This window comes from Nocardioides sp. YR527 (assembly GCF_900101045.1).
Lineage (GTDB): Bacteria > Actinomycetota > Actinomycetes > Propionibacteriales > Nocardioidaceae > Nocardioides.
In genome coordinates this window covers 554,972-571,675 of record NZ_FNFN01000006.1, presented here as the reverse complement: position 1 = coordinate 571,675, position 16,704 = coordinate 554,972, and the positions used below count along the sequence as shown (strand labels likewise).

The following is a 16,704-nucleotide window of genomic DNA, read 5'->3' as shown; positions in this document are numbered from 1 at the left end:
GACCGATTTGTGCTGGTCAGATGACAGTTACGCAGTCAGCGAACAAGACACGTGAACTCCGCGCCACTCTCTCGCCGCCGCCCCGATATAGGCGAGATCTTTCTCGATCGGGTGCCGGGTCAAGGATGGCCGAAGGCCACCGCGATAGCGGCGCCCGCAGGGCGTCCTTGACGCGGCGCACGATCGAGAAACACTCAAAGACCGGGTCGGCGGCGAACCCGAAACGAAAGAACAGTCGCTAAGCGAGCTCTCCCGAGCAAGAGAACCGTGTTGGTCTCGACACGCCTCCGCCTAGCGGCTCCGGCGGCTCGACCAGCAGTCGACGGCTCGACCAGCAGTCGACGGCTCGACCAGCAGTGGACGGCTCGACCAACGGAGCGGAAGCGGACCGACCACCGAGATGGCAGGCTCACCCCGTGCCCTTCACCCACCGAATCGCGACCCAAGCAGACATCCCAGCCTTGACAGAGATCATGGACAAGTCGATCGCAGACCTCCAGAAGGGCTTCCTGACACAAGCCCAGATCACCTCGAGCAGAACAGTGATGGGCATCGACACCCAGCTGATCGAGGATGGCACCTATTTTGTGGTCGAAGACGGCGATGAGATAGCCGGCTGCGGCGGCTGGAGCAGGCGCGCGACGCTCTACGGCGGCGACCATACCCCCGGCCGTGAACCGGCACTCCTGGACCCGACGCACGACGCGGCCCGGGTGCGGGCGATGTACACCAACCCGGCTTTCGCCAGACGCGGCGTGGGCAGGCTGATCCTGGAGCTGTGCGAGCGAGCAGCGGCGGCGGAGGGCTTCGCGACCCTGGAACTGATGGGCACCCTGTCAGGCGAGCCGCTCTACCGGGCGTACGGCTTCGAACCGGTCGAGCGGATCACCGACGACCGCGGCGGCGCGCCGGTCCCACTGGTCCGGATGCGGAAGGTCATCTGAGTCAGCGGCCGGCGAACCCGAGCCCCTCGAGCTGCGCCCGGAGCCGGTGTCGTCCGGCCATGCTGGCGGGACCGACGAGACGGGCGAGGACGCGCTCGGACCAGCCGCCGCCGAGTCCGTAGGTGGCGTTGTAGCCGCCGAGACGGGCGTCGTAGGTGGCGAGGTCGTCGGCGGCCGGGGGCGAGTAGGTCTCGTGATGCAGCACCACGGACTGAGGCAGCCGAGGCTTGACCGCGGCCGGCTCCGCCGGGTCCGGCACCCCGACGGCGAGCCCGAAGACCACGAACGCGCCGGACGGCAGACCGAGCTCGGCAGCGATCTCCTCGGGGTGATTGCGGGCGCCGCCGACGCAGACGGTGCCCAGACCGAGCGAGGAGGCGGCGACGATGGCGTTCTGGGCGGCGAGGGTGGCGTCGATGACGCCGAGCAGGGTCGACTCCAGGTAGTCGGTCGCCTCGACCCGCGTCCCGGCAGCGACCGCGAGCCCCCGCGCTCGACTGAGGTCGGCGACCCAGAGCAGGAAGAGCGGCGCGGCCGCGATGAAGGCCTGGTCACCGGCCAGCTCGGCCAGCCGCGCCTTGCGGGCCGGCTCGCGTACGGCGACCACGCTCCAGGTCTGCAGGTTGGACGAGGTCGGCGCCGAGGAGGCAGCCGCCACGATCGCGGTGAGCTGCTCGTCGGTGACCGGATCAGCCAGGAACGAGCGCACCGAGCGGTGCCGGAGCTGGTGCTCGATCACCGCACTGGTCGTGGCCAGAGTGGTGAGCGTGGGATCACGGTAGCGATCGGCGAGGGCGGAGTCGGTGGCAGTCTCGGTCACCCCACCAGAATAGTCGACCAAAACGCTCGACATTCACCCCGTCCACGAGGAACCCAAGCTGCCTATCCGCCGAGGCGCTCCACCTCAGCGGCCGCGGAGTCCCTGGCAGCAGCCGCCTCCGAGACCGCGGTCTCGGCCGCTTCGTGGGCGTCCTCCGCCTCGGTGAGCTCGTCGTCGACGTCGGCGGCGCTCGATTCCAGGTCCGCCAGCCGGCGGCGTAGGTCCTCGATCTCCGACTTCACCTGGAGCGATCTCGCCTCGACATCCTTGAAGGCCGATCTGGCCTTGTCACGCTGCTCCTCCGCACCGGAGAGCGCGGACTCCGCCTCCTCGAGAGCCTCGCGGGCCTCCTCGAGCGCGGCGGTGTCGGGCAGGTCCGGGACGGCCCGCAGCGGCTCCGGGGGCGGCGGGACGACCTCGGGGACCTCGAAGCCCAAGGCCTCCGGCAGCGCGACGGCAGCCGCTGCGTCCACGGCGTCGACGCCGGTGGCGGCCAACGCGGAGACCAGCAGGCCGCTGCGTACGGCCTGGGCGGCGGACTCGTCGATCATGGCTGCGGTCAGCGTCGCCTCGGCCTGGGTCGCCACCGCCTCCGTCACCCGCAGACCGTGCTCGCGCGCGAGGCCGCGCGCCCTGGTCGTCACCGCCGCGGTCAGCTGGCGCCGCTGCTTGGTGAGCTCGCGCAGCTGAGCCGCGTCCATGCCGGTCTGCGCCTCGCGCAGCAGGGCGCCGACCGAGATCACCTGCTCCACCTGCTCGGTCTCGTAGCGCACGAGCAGGTTCACCACCCACGCCGCGGTCGAGGGCTTCTTCAGCGCCTTGACCGGACCCGCCAGGGGCGTCCCCTTCAGGCTCTTGACCCGCGCGTCGCGCTCCGGAGTGAAGTCGGCCAGCGGCAGCCCGTAGAGCTCGGCGGCGATGTCGAGGAGCTCGCTCATCGGGTCAGCAACCACTCGTCGTAGTCGGCGGCCTGTCGCTTGTGGAGCTCGCGCAGGGCGTCCTCCTCGATCCCGGCGAACGAGAGCCCGAGGCCCTCCAGCGCTGCCGACCATTCCGCGAAATCACGCAGCTCCCGGGTGGTCGCGCCCTCGCCGATCCGGGTGTGGCGGATCGATCGGACCGTGTCGGCCCCGGTCGCGTCGCGCCGCTGCACCACGAGCTTGCTCGTGTAGGGACCTGGCGGGGTCGAGAGCGCTGGATGCCTCGACGCGACCTCGTCCAGATCGACCACACCACGGATCAGGTTGCCGTGGAACGAGCCTGCCGGATCGTGGTGGAACGTCCAGCCGTCCTCGCCCACCCGCACCAGCCGGTAGATGAAGCCGTTCTGCCGGAAGTGTCCGTCGACCAGCGGCAACGGGTCCCGGAAGGCGTCACCGAACCCCAGGTCGGGCCACCAGCGACCGCCTGGGTTCTCCGCCGTCGGCAGCCCTCGGACCTCGAAGGCGAGATGGTCGAGCTCACCGCTCGGACCGGTCGTCTCGATCAGCTGGCCGGGACGGCGTACGACATCGAAGCCCAGCTCCTCCGAGACAAGAGCGACCAGGCCGTTGTGGTGGAAGCAGTAGCCCGCGTTGCCGCCGGCGGCCACCCGGTCGAGCGTCTCCATCGGGTCCACCGGATCAGGCGTGCTCACCGCGCCGATGGCCGCGAGCATGATCGAGAGATTGTCGTAGGGAAGCGTGTCGAGATGGCGATGATGAAGCTCGACCAGCGTCTCGTACGTCGCCTCCGGCCGCTCCTCGAAGCCGAGCCGTCGCAGATAGCCCTCGATCATCGCTCATACCTTCCGTGCCGGTGGACCAGTGGGTCGGTGTCGTCACCGACCTCCAGCGCCACGATCTCGCACGTCGCCAGCGCCGACCAGCCGATTTCGGTCATCGACACCAGGCGTACACCGGCCCAGGTCGGCGCATCGGCGAGCCGAGCGCCGAACTCGGTCGTCTCCCACTCCCCCGAGCGGAACGCGCCGCCGGGAGCGGGGGCGGTGCCCCCGAACGCCTCGGCGAGGTCGCGATGGCGCCAGTGGAGCAGCGACACGACCCCCACGCCGGTCTCCTCGAGCTCGTCGCGCAGGTCGGAGTCGGGATCGAGCAGGCCGAGGACGGCTCCGGGTGACCCGTTGGCCACCATCAGCGAGGAGACCGTGAGCCCGGCTCCGGAACCGGCAGAGCCGGAGGTCCACAGCGACACCCGCCCACCCAGACGACCACGCAACCGGCGTACCGGATCCTCCGGCGTCGGGAACGGGTGGGACGAGTGGATCGTCAGGCGACGTCCTTGGTAGGTCCAGCCTTGGTGGGACCGGAGGACTTCTTCGCAGGCTTCTTACCGTCGGCCAGCTTCTTGGCCTCGGTGGCGTACATGTCGACGTACTCCTGACCGGAGAGCTTCAGGATCTCGTAGACGATCTCGTCGGTGATCGCGCGCAGGATGTAGCGGTCGTTGGTCATGCCCTCGTAGCGCGAGAAGTCCAACGGCTTGCCGTAGATGATCCGCGGCTTGACGATCTTGCCGAGCTTCTTGCCCGGGGGCGCGATCACGTCGGTGCCGATCACGGCGACCGGGATCACCGGCGCACCGGTGTCCAGAGCCAGCCGGGCGATGCCGGTCCGGCCCCGGTAGAGCTTGCCGTCGTGGGAGCGGGTGCCCTCGGGGTAGATCCCGAAGAGCTCGCCCTCCCCCAGGACCCGCTTGGCGGCGATCAGGGCACCCTCGGCGGCGGTGGCGCCGGAGCGGTCGATCGGGACGTTGCCGGTGCCGCTGAAGAACGCACGCTGCAGGAAGCCCTTCACACCCGTGCCGGTGAAGTACTCCGCCTTCGCCACGAACCGCACCATTCGCGGCGAGCCGAGCGGCATGAAGAGCCAGTCGGCGTAGGAGAGGTGGTTGCTGGCCAGGATGGCCGGCCCCTTGCGCGGGAGGTTCTCGACACCCTCCCAGGACGGGCGGAAAACGGTTCGCAGCAGCGGGCCGATCGCGACCCACTTCAAGAACGAGTAGAAGAGCTTCGTCGACACCCCATCGCCTTCCCTAATTGCCTTCGACCGGTCAGCCTATAACGAGACAGGTACTTCTACTCCCGCACCCTGTCATGAGATCCGGCTAGGCTGGAGGAGTGAGCGACCGAGACGACCTGCCTGAGGACACGACCGGGGCCTCCGACGACGCCTCCGTGCCCTCGGAGGACCACTCGTCGGACGACGAGGCATGGCGCGAGATCGTCGAGAACTACGGCGAACGCCCCGCTCTCGAGGAGGAGCCCGTCGCCCGCGATCTCTTCGAGAAGAAGATCGACATCGTCGAGACGGTCGACGAGCCGGACTCCTATGACGACATGTGGCGCGACGACGAGGAGGGCTACGTCCCACCGCCCCCGCCGCCGCTGCCGAGGCCGACCCCGGCGCGCCTGCTCGCGTGGATCGGTGTGCTCGGCGCACCGGTCGCCGTGCTGGTGCTGATCGTGGTCACCCAGATCACCGACCGGAACTTCAGCAGCTGGGTCATCGGTGGCCTGGTCGCCGCCTTCCTGGCCGGCTTCGTCTACCTGCTGGTGACCATGCCGTCCGAGCCCCGCGACCCCTGGGACGACGGCGCTCGCGTCTAGCTCTCGCCGGTCGCGCGGCGAGCCAGGATGCTTGCGCCCACGACTCCCGCCTCGGCACCGAACGCCGTCGCCACGATCGGCGGCACCTCGCGATGGAGGCGGCCGACGAGCGAGGCCTCCAGAGCGGTGCGCGCAGGCGCCAGCAGCAGGTCGCCCGCGGTCGAGACCCCACCGCCGACGACCAACAGCTCAGGGTCGAAGGCGGCCACCAGACCGGCCATCCCGACCCCCAGCCACGACCCCACCGACTCGTACGCAGCCAGTGCGAGCGCATCGCCGCGGGCCGCGGCAGCGGTGACCGCCGGGCCGGTGATCTTGAGCGGGTCACCCGCGGCGAGCTCGTCGAGCGCGCAGCCGGCGTACTCCTCGGTCTCCACGCGGGCACGCACGAAGGCGACCAGTGCGTTGCCGGAGGAGTACTGCTCCCAGCAGCCGGTGAGACCGCACTCGCATGGGAGGCCCCCGGGTACGACCTGCATGTGGCCGAACTCGCCGGCCATGCCGTTGCGGCCACGGACGACCCGGCCGTCCAGGACGACGGCGCCGCCGATGCCGGTGCCGAGGGTGATGAGCAGGGCCGAGTCGACGCCGCGGGCCGCGCCGAGCTCCAGCTCGGCCAGTGCGGCGCAGTTGGCGTCGTTGTCGAGCGCCACCCGGGTGCCCCATCGCGAGGAGAGCCGGGTCAGAGTCGGCTCGCCGCGCCAGGGCAGGTGGGGAGCGAACATGACCCTCTCCCCGACCGCATCGACGAACCCGGCGGCTGCCAGGCCGACGCCGGCGACGGGCCGGCCGGCGGCCACCTCGGTGACCGCCTCGGTCAGCGCGTCCTCCACCAGCTCGAGCTCGACCCGGCGTCCGGGCGTGCTCCGCTGAGCGGTGCGGAGCACCTCACCGGCCGGCGAGACCTCCGCCGCGAGCACCTTGGTGCCGCCGATGTCGACCCCGATGTGCAGGCTCACTCGAGGTCGCTCACTTGCGGGCCAGGTCAGCCGCGCCGATCAGGCCGGCCTCGTTGCCGAGCGTCGCCTTGCGGACGTCGAGCATCGGCCGGTGTCCGCGGCCGGTCAGCTGAGCCTGGAAGGCACGCCGCGCGGGCCCGAGCAGCAGGTCGTCGGCCTCGGCCACTCCCCCGCCGATGGCCACCACGGCCGGGTCCAGCACGGCGGCGATCGAGGCGATCCCCTCGCCGAGCCAGATGCCGAGGTCGGTCAGCGCCTCGATCGCGAAGGCGTCCCCGTCGCGGGCCGCCTCGGTGATCAGGGGACCCTTGATCTTGTCGAGGTCACCCTCGGCCCGGTCCAGGACGTCGCGGGCCAGCAAGGAGCCACCACGCGCGGCGGAGCGGACGTTGCGCACCAGGGCCGACCCCGAGGCGTACTGCTCCCAGCAGCCGCGGTTGCCGCAGCCGCACAGGTGGCCGTTGGGCACGACCCGCATGTGGCCGATCTCGGCGCCGACGCCGAAGGCGCCGCGGTAGAGCTCGCCCTCGAGCACCAGGCCGCCGCCGACACCGGTGCCGACGGTCACCAGCATCATGTTGTCGACCTCGGCACCCGCGCCGTACTCGAACTCGCCCCACGCGGCCGCGTTGGCGTCGTTCTCGATCACGACCGGCAGCTCGAGGACCTTCTCCAGGCGCTCCTTGAGCGGTACGTCACGCCAGGCGATGTTGGGCGCGAACATGACCGTCGAGCGGCCCTTGTCGATGTAGCCCGCGGCGCCGATGCCGACGCACTCGATCGGGTGGCGGGCCTTGAGCTCCTGGACCACCTCGATGATCGCGGCCTCGATGGCCTCCGGGCTCTTCGCCGGCGACTCGACGCGGTGGTCCTCGATGATGTTGCCGTCGTGGTCGACGACGCCGCCGAGGATCTTGGTGCCACCGACGTCGACACCACAGGCGAGCTTTTTCGTCGTCATGCCTCAGCTCCAGCCGTCGAGATCGATCCGGTCGACCCGCGTAGAGCGCTGCGCCCAATCTCGGGTCTCATCTTCATCAGCCCGCACGCCATCACTGTGAGCATCCTCGCCTTCACTAGGGCCAGCACCCGGACCCGTGGCCGCTGCGTTGAGCACCGTGACCGCGGCCTGCATCAACGATGCGGCAGCGCTGGCCAGGTGCACCTTGACCTCCGGACTCGACTCCCGGAGGACATGTACGGTACGGCACAGCGGGCAGTAGGCACACTCCGGTGCCCCGGTATCGAGATGCTCCCCGACCGCCTCGGTGAAGTGGCCGAACCGGGAGTCCTTGGCCCACTCGCCGATGGCCTCCATCAGCCGGCCGAGCTCCTCGGCGGTCGACCCCAACGGCTCCTCGGCCCATTCGTGGCGCTGCTCGCTCACGAACCCTCGCTCTCGGTGTTCGTAGTCTGGCGAGAAAACGTTACCCGTAGCTCCCCACCCTCGACCCGCGCCCCGCTGACGCGCATCCGGGCGAGTGCGGCGGGAAGGGTCAGCAGGCGCCGGTAGGCCCCCACGGTGATCGCCAGCTCGTCGCCGTTACGGCCCAGCTGCACCTGGTCGCGCTCGACCCACTGGGCCAGCCCGGGCAGCGCCAGACGGACGGTCGTGGACTCGCCGGTGGTCTCGGTGCGGAAGGGGGCCGCGGTCTCGGGAACGGCCAGCGGGTCGATGCTGCCGGACCAGGCGTACGCAGCCTCGGCGACCTCGCGCAGGTCCTCGACGCCCACCGGCTCGGTCGGTCGGTAGAAGGAGCGCCAGACGGGCAGACCCTCGAAGGAGGCGCCGACGTCGCCGAGCACGTCGTCCTGGGCCTTCACCCAGCCGGCCCGCCAGTCGTCGGAGCCGCCGGCCGGAAAGATCCGGTTGGCGACGACACCGTCGACGCGGTAGCCGTAGAGAGAGAGCGTCGTCCAGGACCGTCGTGCCTCGGCGAGCACGACCCGCTCGGGAGTCAGCACGATGCGTACGGACGCCTCGGGGCCGGACAGCAGGGCACGGACCTCCGCGAGCTCGTCGTGGAGCCGGACCAGGGCGTCGAAGACGGAGTCGCCGGGCATCGGCACCCCGGCGGCCTTGGTCAGGACCGGCTTGAGCGCCTTCACCATCTTGCGCTGCACCGGGAGGATGCGCTCCAGATACCAGCCCAGTGCCTCGGGAAGGGCGAGCAGCCGCAACGTCTCGGCGGTCGGCGCGCAGTCGACCACGATCGTGTCCCACTCCCCCGAGACCGCCATGCGGCGAAGCTCCAGGAGCGCGAAGACCTCCTCGGCACCGGGGATGATCGTCAGCTCCTCGGCCGCGATCCGGTCCACCCCGATCGTGTCCAGGACGCTCAGCAGGTAGCCCTGCACCTCCACCCACGACTCCTCGAAGCGGCGCTGGGCGTCGACGTGCTGGACGTAGAGGTGCTCGGTGACCGCGACCGGCTCCGAGCCGAGCGCCTGTCCCACGCCGAAGGCGTCACCCAGGGAGTGGGCGGCATCGGTCGAGAGGACCAGCGTGCGCAGCCCCCGGGCCGCGGACATCGCCGCGGTGCCGGCCGAGACGGTCGACTTGCCGACGCCGCCCTTGCCGGTGAAGAGGAGGATCCTCAAGCTTCGACCCTCTGCTTCAGGCCTCGCAGCGCGGTGTCGATCAGGACCTTCTCGCCCTTGCGCTTGAGCATGCCGATCAGCGGGATGCTCAGGTCGAGCGCGAGTCGATAGGTGACCTCGGTGCGACCACCGAGGTCGCGCAGCACGTAGGCGCCGTCCATCGAGCGCAGCAGGTTGCCCTTGACCAGCGACCAGGTCACCTGGCGGTCCCCGTCCCAGTCGTAGGCCAGGGTGTACTCGTCCTTGATCGGCGCGACGTCGAGCACGAAACGGACCTGCTCGGCCCGCCCGTCGACGCCGGTCTCGAGGACGCTGACCTCCTGCATCCCCTTCGCCCACGCCGGATAGGACTTGAAGTCCGCGATCACCGCCATCACTGCCGAGGGCGCGGCCTCGATCACGATCGTCGAGGTGGTCTGATCGGCCATCGGTGGTGTCCTCACTCCCTGACTTGCTAGGTGCCATGGAGCGTACCGGATAGCATCCCGGTGAAATGGTCGGGCTGTGACCGGGGTAACCTCCGGTTCGTACCCACCTACCATCAGTATGCGGAGGCCCCTGTGCGTGAGTTCTCCACGCCCGCGACGTACGTTGTTCCCCCCACCGGCAGCCTGAGCGACGACGTCGTACGCAACGCCGCCGAGGCACCCGATGTCGCTGTCCTCAGCCGACCGGGCGCCGACGGCACCTGGGTCGACGTGACCTCGTCCGAGTTCCTCGCCGAGGTCTCGGCGGTCGCCAAGGGACTGATCGCGGCGGGTGTGGGCGCCGGGGACCGGGTCGCGCTGCTCTCGAAGACGCGCTACGAGTGGACGCTGATCGACTACGCGATCTGGTTCGCCGGCGCGACGACGGTGCCGATCTACGAGACCTCCTCGGCCGAGCAGATCGAGTGGATCCTCCAGGACTCCGCGACCGTGGCGGTCATCGCCGAGGACGCCGGCCACATCAGCCGGATCAGCGAGGTCCGCGCGGGCTGCACCGCGCTCAACAACGTCTGGTCGATCAACGACAACGCCGTCGACCTGCTGGTCAAGCTCGGCACCGACATCACCGACGAGCAGCTCGAGGCCCGCCGCAGCGCGGTCACCCCCGAGGACACCGCGACGCTGATCTACACCTCCGGCACCACCGGCCGCCCCAAGGGCTGCGTGCTCACCCACGGCAACTTCATGTTCGAGCTCGGTGTCGTCGTCGACTCGCTCGACGCGCTGTTCAGCATCCAGGGCCGCTCGACGCTGCTGTTCCTGCCCCTGGCGCACGTCTTCGCGCGGATCATCCAGATCGGCTGCATCAAGTCCCGCACCCGGCTGGGTCACACCCCCGACATCAAGAACCTCGTCGCCGACCTCGGCACCTTCCAGCCGACCTTCGTGCTGGCCGTGCCGCGGGTCTTCGAGAAGGTCTACAACACCGCCTCGCAGAAGGCCGTCGCCGACGGCAAGGGCCGCATCTTCGACATGGCCACCGAGGTCGCCATCGAATACTCCCGGGCCACCGAGACCGGCAAGGCGCCGTTCCTGCTCACCGCCAAGCACAAGCTGTTCTCCAAGCTCGTCTACGGCAAGCTCCTCGCCGCGCTCGGCGGCAACTGCTCCTACGCGGTCTCCGGCGGCGCCCCGCTCGGAGAGCGTCTGGGCCACTTCTACCGCGGCATCGGCGTCACCGTCCTGGAGGGCTACGGCCTCACCGAGACGACGGCCGCACTCACCGTCAACCTGCCCGAGGCGTTCAAGATCGGCACCGTCGGACGGCCGCTTCCCGGCACGTCGGTGCGCGTCGCCGACGACGGCGAACTGCTCTTCAAGGGTGGCCAGGTGCTGAAGGAGTACTGGCAGAACCCCGCCGCCACCGCAGAGGCGAAGACCGACGACGGCTGGTTCCACTCCGGCGACCTCGGCGAGGTCGACGACGAGGGCTTCGTCAAGATCACCGGCCGCAAGAAGGAGATCCTGGTCACCGCCGGCGGCAAGAACGTCGCCCCGGCCGTCCTCGAGGACCGCCTGCGCGCCCACGTGCTCGTCGACCAGTGCGTCGTCGTCGGCGACGGTCAGCCGTTCATCGGCGCGATCGTCACCATCGACCCCGAGGCGCTGCCCACCTGGGCCGAGGCCAACGGCAAGTCCGGCAACATCGAGGACCTCGTCGAGGACGAGGACCTGCGCGCCGTGATCCAGGGCGCCGTCGACGACGCCAACAAGGCGGTCTCGAAGGCCGAGTCGATCCGCAAGTTCGTGATCATCCCCGAGTCCTGGACCGAGGAGGGTGGCCAGCTCACCCCCAGCCTCAAGCTCAAGCGCAACGTGGTCATGCGCGAGTTCAGCCACGAGGTGGACGCGCTCTACGCAAAGTAGTTAGCGTGGCGCCGAGTCGGCGCATCTGACCCCGTGTCTCGCGAAGCGAAGCGAGCCAGAGGGGTCGGATGCGCCGACTCGGCCGTTTTGTCCTGGATCAGTCGAGCACCCGATGAGCGATAGCGATGCGCTGCAGAGTCGTCGGGTGAGAGCCGAACCACCACTGCGACCAGGCCTGCGGCGACGGATCGGAGAGCGAGCGGGCGCCGAGGTCGTGCTGCAGCCGGATGAACGACTCGAGGTCGCCTGTGGCGTGGAGCGCGTCGACGTCCGCGCGGGCCTCGACGTGCCGGCTGAGGCCGTTCTGGATCGGCATCGCCAGCACGCTCGCCAGCGCGAAGACCGCCATCAGCATCGGGACGGCTTCGGGGGTGGCGTACTGGTCCTGGCGCCGGTAGGACAGCAGCAGGCCCAGGAGTCCGACGCCGGCGACAGCGCCGGCGGCGCCGATGACCGTGCCGACCAGGACGTCGTCGTGCTTGGCATGGGCGAGCTCGTGGGCGACGACGGAGAGGACCGCCCCGCGCGCGGCGGCACCCCGCTGCGAGTCGACGAGGTTGTCGTAGAGGACGACGCGGCGGGTGGAGCCGAAGCCGGTGACGTACGCATTGAGCGAGGTCGTACGCCGCGAGGCATCGACCACCAGGACATCGTCGAGCTCGACGCCCTCACGCTCGGCGATGGCCATCACCTCGGTGCGGAACTGGCCGCGCGGCAGCGGCTCGAAGTCGTTGAACAGCGGCTCGATGACGACCGGGTAGACGAACGAGCCGACCACGACCAGGGCCGCGACCAGGGTGGCGGCGACGGCCGGCCACCAACGCCGGGCGAAGCGGATGCAGGCGAAGAGGGCGAGCAGCGCCAGCGAGGTCGACACGATGCCGACGACCTGGTTCAGCAGCGAGTCGCCCAGCCAGGGCCCCCACTCCTGCCGGGAGAGCCCGTAGCGCATCTGCAGACGGTGGATCGCCACGCCGAACGGCAGCGTCGCGATCCAACCGAGGAGCGTGACCACGGCGACCGCGAGCACCACCCGGAGCAGCCACGGTCCACGCAGCCGCGCCACCAGACGCCGGCCCAGAGAGGTGAACCCGAGCACACAGGCGACCACCAGCGAGACGAGGAGCGAGGCCCGGCTGATCCAGCGAGCGGCGCCGGAGTAGGCCAACATCCGCTCCAGCTCGTCGGCGGTGAACACATCACGCTCGTCGGGCAGGTCGAGCGGGCCACCCGGGTAGGGATGCCATGGGATCAACGCCCAGGCGAGCACCACGAACGCGACCGCCCCGAGGACGAGAACCACCCAGGACACGCGTCGTGTTGTGATCACTTCGCAGATTCTGACAGATGGGTCCGCCAGCGGGCGGTCAGCTCGTCCTCCCCGAAGCCGAAGCCGGCCTGCAGCGCCTTCTCCAGACCGATGCCGCGACCGGTCTCCTCGTAGAGGTCGACCAGAGCCTGCTCGCCGCCGGCCTCGGCGAGCACCTCGCAGGCGAGCCAGGCGGCTTCGTACTCGGCGCCGAAGTGCTCCGAGCGCGTGTTGAACTCGGCCTTGCCCGGAAGGTGGTCGGGAGCACCGTCCTCGCGGACCTGGGCGAGGATCTGGCCGGCGGTCTTGGACAGCGGCAGCTTGGTGTCGCGGAGCGCGACGTAGTCGGCGAAGCCCTCGACCAGCCACATCGGCCGGCTGGTGTTGGTCGCGGCGTCGGTGGCCGCGTGGGTGGCCTCGTGGGTGATGACGATCTGGGCGCCCGGGGAGTCGAGATCGCCGATGACACCCTGGTTGACCCACACGTGCAGCGGGGTCCCGGCCTTCGTGGACCCGTCGACGGTCGCGGTCACCGCCGCGACGGCGGTGTAGGTGCCCGGCTGCGCACCGAGCGCCGAGTCGAGGCCGTTCGCGGGCACCTCGAGGACCAGGCGCGGGTCCTTCCAGGGAATGACCTTGCGGACCTCGGCGACCGCGGTGGTGGCCAGCTCGGCGTAGCGGTCGGCGACCTCGGCGGAGGCCTGGGCCACCACGAGGGTGGAGCCGGTGCGGCGCACCTCGACCGGGCCGCTGAGCCACAACGGCAGTCGGGTGCCCTGGGCCGCCGAGAACCCGGTGATCGCGCCGTCGGCGTCGAAGCCGACCTGGAGCTCCTCGGTCAGTGTCGGGTCGCCGGGGGTGCGCCACGACATCTCGACGTCGCCCGTCCAGGAGCCGTCCCGGTCCACGTTGCCCGACTCCGCGAGGTACCGCGCGGTGACGTCCCCGATGCCGATGGCCCGGGCGTTGCGCACCGCCACCGCGGCGGCGTCATCGCCCTCGGGCTCCGCCCCGTCTCGTACGCCTCCGACCAGCTCGTCCAGCGAGGCCCGGGCGCCTTCGGTGTCGGCGCGCACGACCGGCGCGGTGGTCGGCGTCGGTGCGACGTACTCGCCCCCGCCGGTCAGCCGCCAGCCGACGAACCCGGCGAGCAGCATCACCAGCACGAGCCCGGTCCCGATCAGGACCGGGCGGGAAAGAAGAGAGCCGACCGTTCGCACCTGCGAACGATCGGCCTCTTCGGGGTCCTGGGTCAAACTCAGCCCGGGCGAACGGCGCCCGTGTAGGGCATCTCGTCCATCGGGGAGACCTTCACACCGGTGCTCGGGTTGGACGCGTGCACGATCATGCCGTTGCCGATGTACATGCCGACGTGGCTGATCGGGCTGTAGTAGAAGACCAGGTCACCGGGGGCGAGCTGGTCGCGCGGGACCGAGGGGCCGCTGCTGTACTGCGCCGAGGAGGAGTGCGGGAGCCCCACACCGGCCTGGCCCCAGGCACCCATGGTGAGGCCGGAGCAGTCCCACGACTCGGTGCCGGTGGCGCCGTAGACGTAGGAGTCGCCGACCTGGGCGAGCGCGTAGTCGACGGCGATCTTGGCACGCCCCGACGGCGAGGGCAGGTTGCCCGGGATGCTGGTGTCGGTCGACTGGAACTCTTCGAGCTCGTCGGCCTCGAGCTCGTCGAGCTCAGCCTGGGCGGCCTCGAACTTCTTGTCGATCTCGCTCTTCTTCTGCTGCATGGTCGTCTTGACCTTGCTCATCTGAGACTTGGCGTCCTCGGTGGCCTCGCGGCGCACCTGGAGGGCCTCCGCCTCGGTGTTGTACCGAGCCAGCAGGTCGGCCTGCAGAGCGTTGTAGGACGAGACGGTGGACAGACCGGCGAGGAACTCCTGCGGGTCCTTGGAGGTGATCACCTGGCCGACGGCAGAGACGTCGGAGCCCTCGAACTGCCGCAGCACGGAGTCACGGAGCTCGGCGCGGATCTTGTCGAGCTCCTTGCTCTGACGCTTCTCGTCGGAGCTGAGGTCCTCGAGCTGGTCCTTGAGGTCCTGAAGCCGCAGCTTGGCGTTGCTGTAGTCCTCGTTGGCCGCCTCGGCCTGGGTGTAGAGCTTGTCGACCTTCTTGCGAACGTCGTCGATGTCAGGCTCTGCCTGGGCGGGGGTCGCTGCGGGAATGATCCCGGCGACACCGATGGCGGCGATGCCGGCTGCTCCGGCAATGAGTCGCTTCCGGTCGCGTGTCACGAGCGGACGGTCTCCTTGTGTGTAGTCGTTGACGCCTACCGGGTGAGCTGACGGGTTCAGGCACGACCTGCCCTACCACCGCTCCTCGATCCGGTCTCCCGGATCGCTCTTGCGGCGGATACACCCCAGATGATCGGTGTGGTTCCCCGGCTCCTGGCCCGCCCCGAAGCGGGCCTGGACTAAGCGCGACACCCGCGTGAGCCGGTTGACCCACTTCCACGAGCGCCAAGTTCCTGCGCACACTAGCCGACGCCATCCCCCACCTGCCAACCACCCACGCCCAAAAGTTCGGCTACATCCCTTCCACCATGCGCAGCGGCGGGACCAGTCCACCCTCGGCCAGCACGTCGAGCGCGCGGCGCTCGTCGTCCTCGATGGTCAGCTCCGGAGGCGGCCCCAGAAGCACGGTGACCACGCAGTCGTGGCACGCCAGTCCCCGCACGAGGCAGGTGTCACAGTCGATTCTCGTCGTCATGTTGTGACGGTCTCACCGAGCACCGACATTTTTGCTTTCGTCCGGTTGCGTCCGGCGTGTCACCACCATCGCAGCACGGTATTCAAGGCGGCGATCGCGGCCCGGGTCCCTACACTTGGAACATGGAGGTCTCCGCGTACGCGACGCTCCCCGACACGGTCCGGGGGCGCATCGTCGCGCTCACGGCCGGGGTGCTTCCCGACGTGGTGCGCCTGCCGCCCGCGCTCAAGCGGATCGCCGACTTCGCGCCCGCCCGGCGCGCCAAGGCCGGCGGCGCGATGATCGCCTCGGTGCTCGAGAGCGACGACGAGGTCCGGGAGAAGGTCGGGAGCCAGCTGCGCCCGGCGTACGTCTCCGAGGGCTCCTCCGACGACGTCGTCCTCCCCGAGGACCCGGCCGAGGCGGCCGCGGTCGTCTGGCTCATCCGCCCCGACGGCTGGGAGGTCTCGCTCAAGGAGGCCCTGGACCGGCTCGACGCCGCCGCGGTGCCGGTGGTCGACGCCGAGGTGGCCCGCCTGCGCGGCAAGCTCGCCGCGGCCGAGGACGAGCTCCGCGAGGTGCGTGCCGACCGCAAGGCCCGCCTCGACGACCTCAAGGCCGACAACACCACCCTGCGACGCAAGCTCGGCGAGGCCCGGGCCGCGGCCCGCGAGGCCGGCACCGGGCTGGACGAGGCCCTCAACGAGGCCCGCACGGCGCTCGCCCGCGCTGAGGACGAGCTCGCCGCACGCGACCGCCAGCTGCGCCAGCTCCGCAGCCAGATCGACAAGCTCGAGCGCGAGGCGGCTGCCGAACGGCGTACGTCCAAGACGGACCGCGAGGACGCCTCGCTGCGCGCCCGGTTCCTGCTCGACACGCTGCTCGACGCGGCCGGAGGCCTGCGTCGCGAGCTGGCGCTGCCGCCGGTCACCGGCACCCCGGGCGAGCGGGTGGAGGCCGAGCTGGCCTCCGCGGACGCCGCTGCCGGTGCCGGGGTCACCAGCAGCGCCCACCTCGAGCAGTTCCTGGCGATGCCGCGGGTCCGGCTGATCGTCGACGGCTACAACGTCTCCAAGGCGCTGTGGCCCGACTCGGCGCTCGATGCCCAGCGGCTGCGGCTGCTGCGGGGGATCGCGCCGATCGCCGCCCGCACCGGCGCCGAGACGACCGTCGTCTTCGACGCCCACTCCGCGTCCGTTCGTCCCACCGCGGTGCCTCCTCGCGGCGTCAAGGTCCTCTTCTCGCCCGAGGGCGTGATCGCCGACGACGTCATCCGCGACCTCGTCGACGCCGAGCCCGCCGGCCGCGTCATCCTGGTCGCCACCGACGACGCCGAGGTCGTCAAGGACGTACGCCGCGCCGGCGCCCGCACCGTGCCGCTCTCCTCGCTCTCGCCGCTGCTGGGTTGATC

The 16,704-nt window shown here is 70.3% G+C and carries 18 protein-coding genes and 1 riboswitch; of the genes, 4 read left to right on the top strand and 14 right to left on the bottom strand.

The window, feature by feature from the left end; genetic code table 11:
- The first annotated feature begins 473 nt into the window (after nucleotides 1-473).
- The gene (locus tag BLT25_RS21040; RefSeq protein ID WP_091050139.1) at nucleotides 474-944 is read left to right on the top strand and encodes a GNAT family N-acetyltransferase; all 471 of its coding nucleotides are present in this window, start codon (nucleotides 474-476) and stop codon (nucleotides 942-944) included.
- Nucleotide 945: 1 nt separating this feature from the next.
- Here BLT25_RS21040 and BLT25_RS21035 read toward each other — a convergent pair whose 3' ends face one another.
- From BLT25_RS21035 to BLT25_RS21015, 5 genes are all read right to left on the bottom strand, one after another.
- Nucleotides 946-1,764 carry an NADPH-dependent oxidoreductase gene (locus tag BLT25_RS21035; protein WP_091050013.1) on the bottom strand — a complete coding sequence of 273 codons (819 nt, stop codon included), beginning with the start codon at nucleotides 1,762-1,764 and terminating at the stop codon, nucleotides 946-948.
- Between the two features lie 62 nt (nucleotides 1,765-1,826).
- A complete protein-coding gene (locus tag BLT25_RS21030; protein ID WP_091050012.1) occupies nucleotides 1,827-2,702 on the bottom strand; it encodes a hypothetical protein in 876 nt (291 codons plus the stop codon).
- Entirely contained in the window at nucleotides 2,699-3,541 is an 843-nt protein-coding gene (locus BLT25_RS21025; RefSeq protein WP_091050009.1) for an arylamine N-acetyltransferase family protein, read from the bottom strand. The genes BLT25_RS21030 and BLT25_RS21025 overlap by 4 nt, the downstream gene beginning before the upstream one ends.
- Nucleotides 3,538-3,981, bottom strand: coding sequence for a flavin reductase family protein (locus BLT25_RS21020; protein ID WP_256328710.1), 444 nt, complete (start codon nucleotides 3,979-3,981; stop codon nucleotides 3,538-3,540). Before BLT25_RS21020 ends, BLT25_RS21025 begins: the two co-directional genes overlap by 4 nt.
- A 50-nt stretch (nucleotides 3,982-4,031) precedes the next feature.
- A complete protein-coding gene (locus tag BLT25_RS21015; RefSeq protein ID WP_091050004.1) occupies nucleotides 4,032-4,784 on the bottom strand; it encodes a lysophospholipid acyltransferase family protein in 753 nt (250 codons plus the stop codon).
- A gap of 98 nt (nucleotides 4,785-4,882) precedes the next feature.
- Between BLT25_RS21015 and BLT25_RS21010 the strand changes: the two genes are divergently transcribed.
- Nucleotides 4,883-5,371, top strand: a complete 489-nt coding sequence (locus tag BLT25_RS21010; RefSeq protein WP_091050002.1) for a hypothetical protein — start codon at nucleotides 4,883-4,885, stop codon at nucleotides 5,369-5,371.
- Here BLT25_RS21010 and BLT25_RS21005 read toward each other — a convergent pair.
- Genes BLT25_RS21005 through BLT25_RS20985 form a run of 5 tightly spaced genes read right to left on the bottom strand, consistent with a single transcriptional unit; the run spans nucleotide 5,368 to nucleotide 9,359 of the window.
- The gene (locus BLT25_RS21005; RefSeq protein WP_091049999.1) at nucleotides 5,368-6,330 is read right to left on the bottom strand and encodes an ROK family protein; all 963 of its coding nucleotides are present in this window, start codon (nucleotides 6,328-6,330) and stop codon (nucleotides 5,368-5,370) included. The genes BLT25_RS21010 and BLT25_RS21005 overlap by 4 nt on opposite strands.
- Nucleotides 6,331-6,340: 10 nt before the next feature.
- The gene (locus BLT25_RS21000; RefSeq protein WP_091049998.1) at nucleotides 6,341-7,291 is read right to left on the bottom strand and encodes an ROK family glucokinase; all 951 of its coding nucleotides are present in this window, start codon (nucleotides 7,289-7,291) and stop codon (nucleotides 6,341-6,343) included.
- Nucleotides 7,292-7,294: 3 nt separating this feature from the next.
- A complete protein-coding gene (locus BLT25_RS20995; RefSeq protein WP_091049995.1) occupies nucleotides 7,295-7,717 on the bottom strand; it encodes a DUF5304 family protein in 423 nt (140 codons plus the stop codon).
- On the bottom strand, nucleotides 7,714-8,931 hold the full coding sequence (locus tag BLT25_RS20990; protein ID WP_091049992.1) for an ArsA family ATPase: 1,218 nt from the start codon (nucleotides 8,929-8,931) through the stop codon (nucleotides 7,714-7,716). Before BLT25_RS20990 ends, BLT25_RS20995 begins: the two co-directional genes overlap by 4 nt.
- Nucleotides 8,928-9,359 carry an SRPBCC family protein gene (locus tag BLT25_RS20985; RefSeq protein WP_091049990.1) on the bottom strand — a complete coding sequence of 144 codons (432 nt, stop codon included), beginning with the start codon at nucleotides 9,357-9,359 and terminating at the stop codon, nucleotides 8,928-8,930. Before BLT25_RS20985 ends, BLT25_RS20990 begins: the two co-directional genes overlap by 4 nt.
- Nucleotides 9,360-9,491: 132 nt before the next feature.
- Between BLT25_RS20985 and BLT25_RS20980 the strand changes: the two genes are divergently transcribed.
- Nucleotides 9,492-11,285: an AMP-dependent synthetase/ligase gene (locus tag BLT25_RS20980; RefSeq protein ID WP_091049986.1), complete on the top strand. Its 1,794-nt coding sequence runs from the start codon at nucleotides 9,492-9,494 to the stop codon at nucleotides 11,283-11,285.
- 97 nt (nucleotides 11,286-11,382) lie between these two features.
- Here BLT25_RS20980 and BLT25_RS20975 read toward each other — a convergent pair whose 3' ends face one another.
- The 4 genes from BLT25_RS20975 to BLT25_RS20960 all read right to left on the bottom strand — a co-directional run bounded on the left by BLT25_RS20975 (nucleotide 11,383) and on the right by BLT25_RS20960 (nucleotide 15,314).
- A complete protein-coding gene (locus tag BLT25_RS20975) occupies nucleotides 11,383-12,615 on the bottom strand; it encodes a M48 family metallopeptidase (RefSeq protein ID WP_091049983.1) in 1,233 nt (410 codons plus the stop codon).
- Nucleotides 12,612-13,814: a hypothetical protein gene (locus BLT25_RS20970; RefSeq protein ID WP_143033810.1), complete on the bottom strand. Its 1,203-nt coding sequence runs from the start codon at nucleotides 13,812-13,814 to the stop codon at nucleotides 12,612-12,614. The genes BLT25_RS20975 and BLT25_RS20970 overlap by 4 nt, the downstream gene beginning before the upstream one ends.
- A 38-nt stretch (nucleotides 13,815-13,852) precedes the next feature.
- The gene (locus BLT25_RS20965) at nucleotides 13,853-14,839 is read right to left on the bottom strand and encodes a C40 family peptidase (protein WP_091049979.1); all 987 of its coding nucleotides are present in this window, start codon (nucleotides 14,837-14,839) and stop codon (nucleotides 13,853-13,855) included.
- 17 nt (nucleotides 14,840-14,856) lie between these two features.
- Nucleotides 14,857-15,035, bottom strand: a riboswitch (cyclic di-AMP (ydaO/yuaA leader).
- A 96-nt stretch (nucleotides 15,036-15,131) separates the two neighbouring features.
- A complete protein-coding gene (locus tag BLT25_RS20960; protein ID WP_091049976.1) occupies nucleotides 15,132-15,314 on the bottom strand; it encodes a hypothetical protein in 183 nt (60 codons plus the stop codon).
- Between the two features lie 122 nt (nucleotides 15,315-15,436).
- Between BLT25_RS20960 and BLT25_RS20955 the strand changes: the two genes are divergently transcribed.
- The gene (locus BLT25_RS20955; RefSeq protein WP_091049974.1) at nucleotides 15,437-16,702 is read left to right on the top strand and encodes an NYN domain-containing protein; all 1,266 of its coding nucleotides are present in this window, start codon (nucleotides 15,437-15,439) and stop codon (nucleotides 16,700-16,702) included.
- Nucleotides 16,703-16,704: the final 2 nt, after the last annotated feature.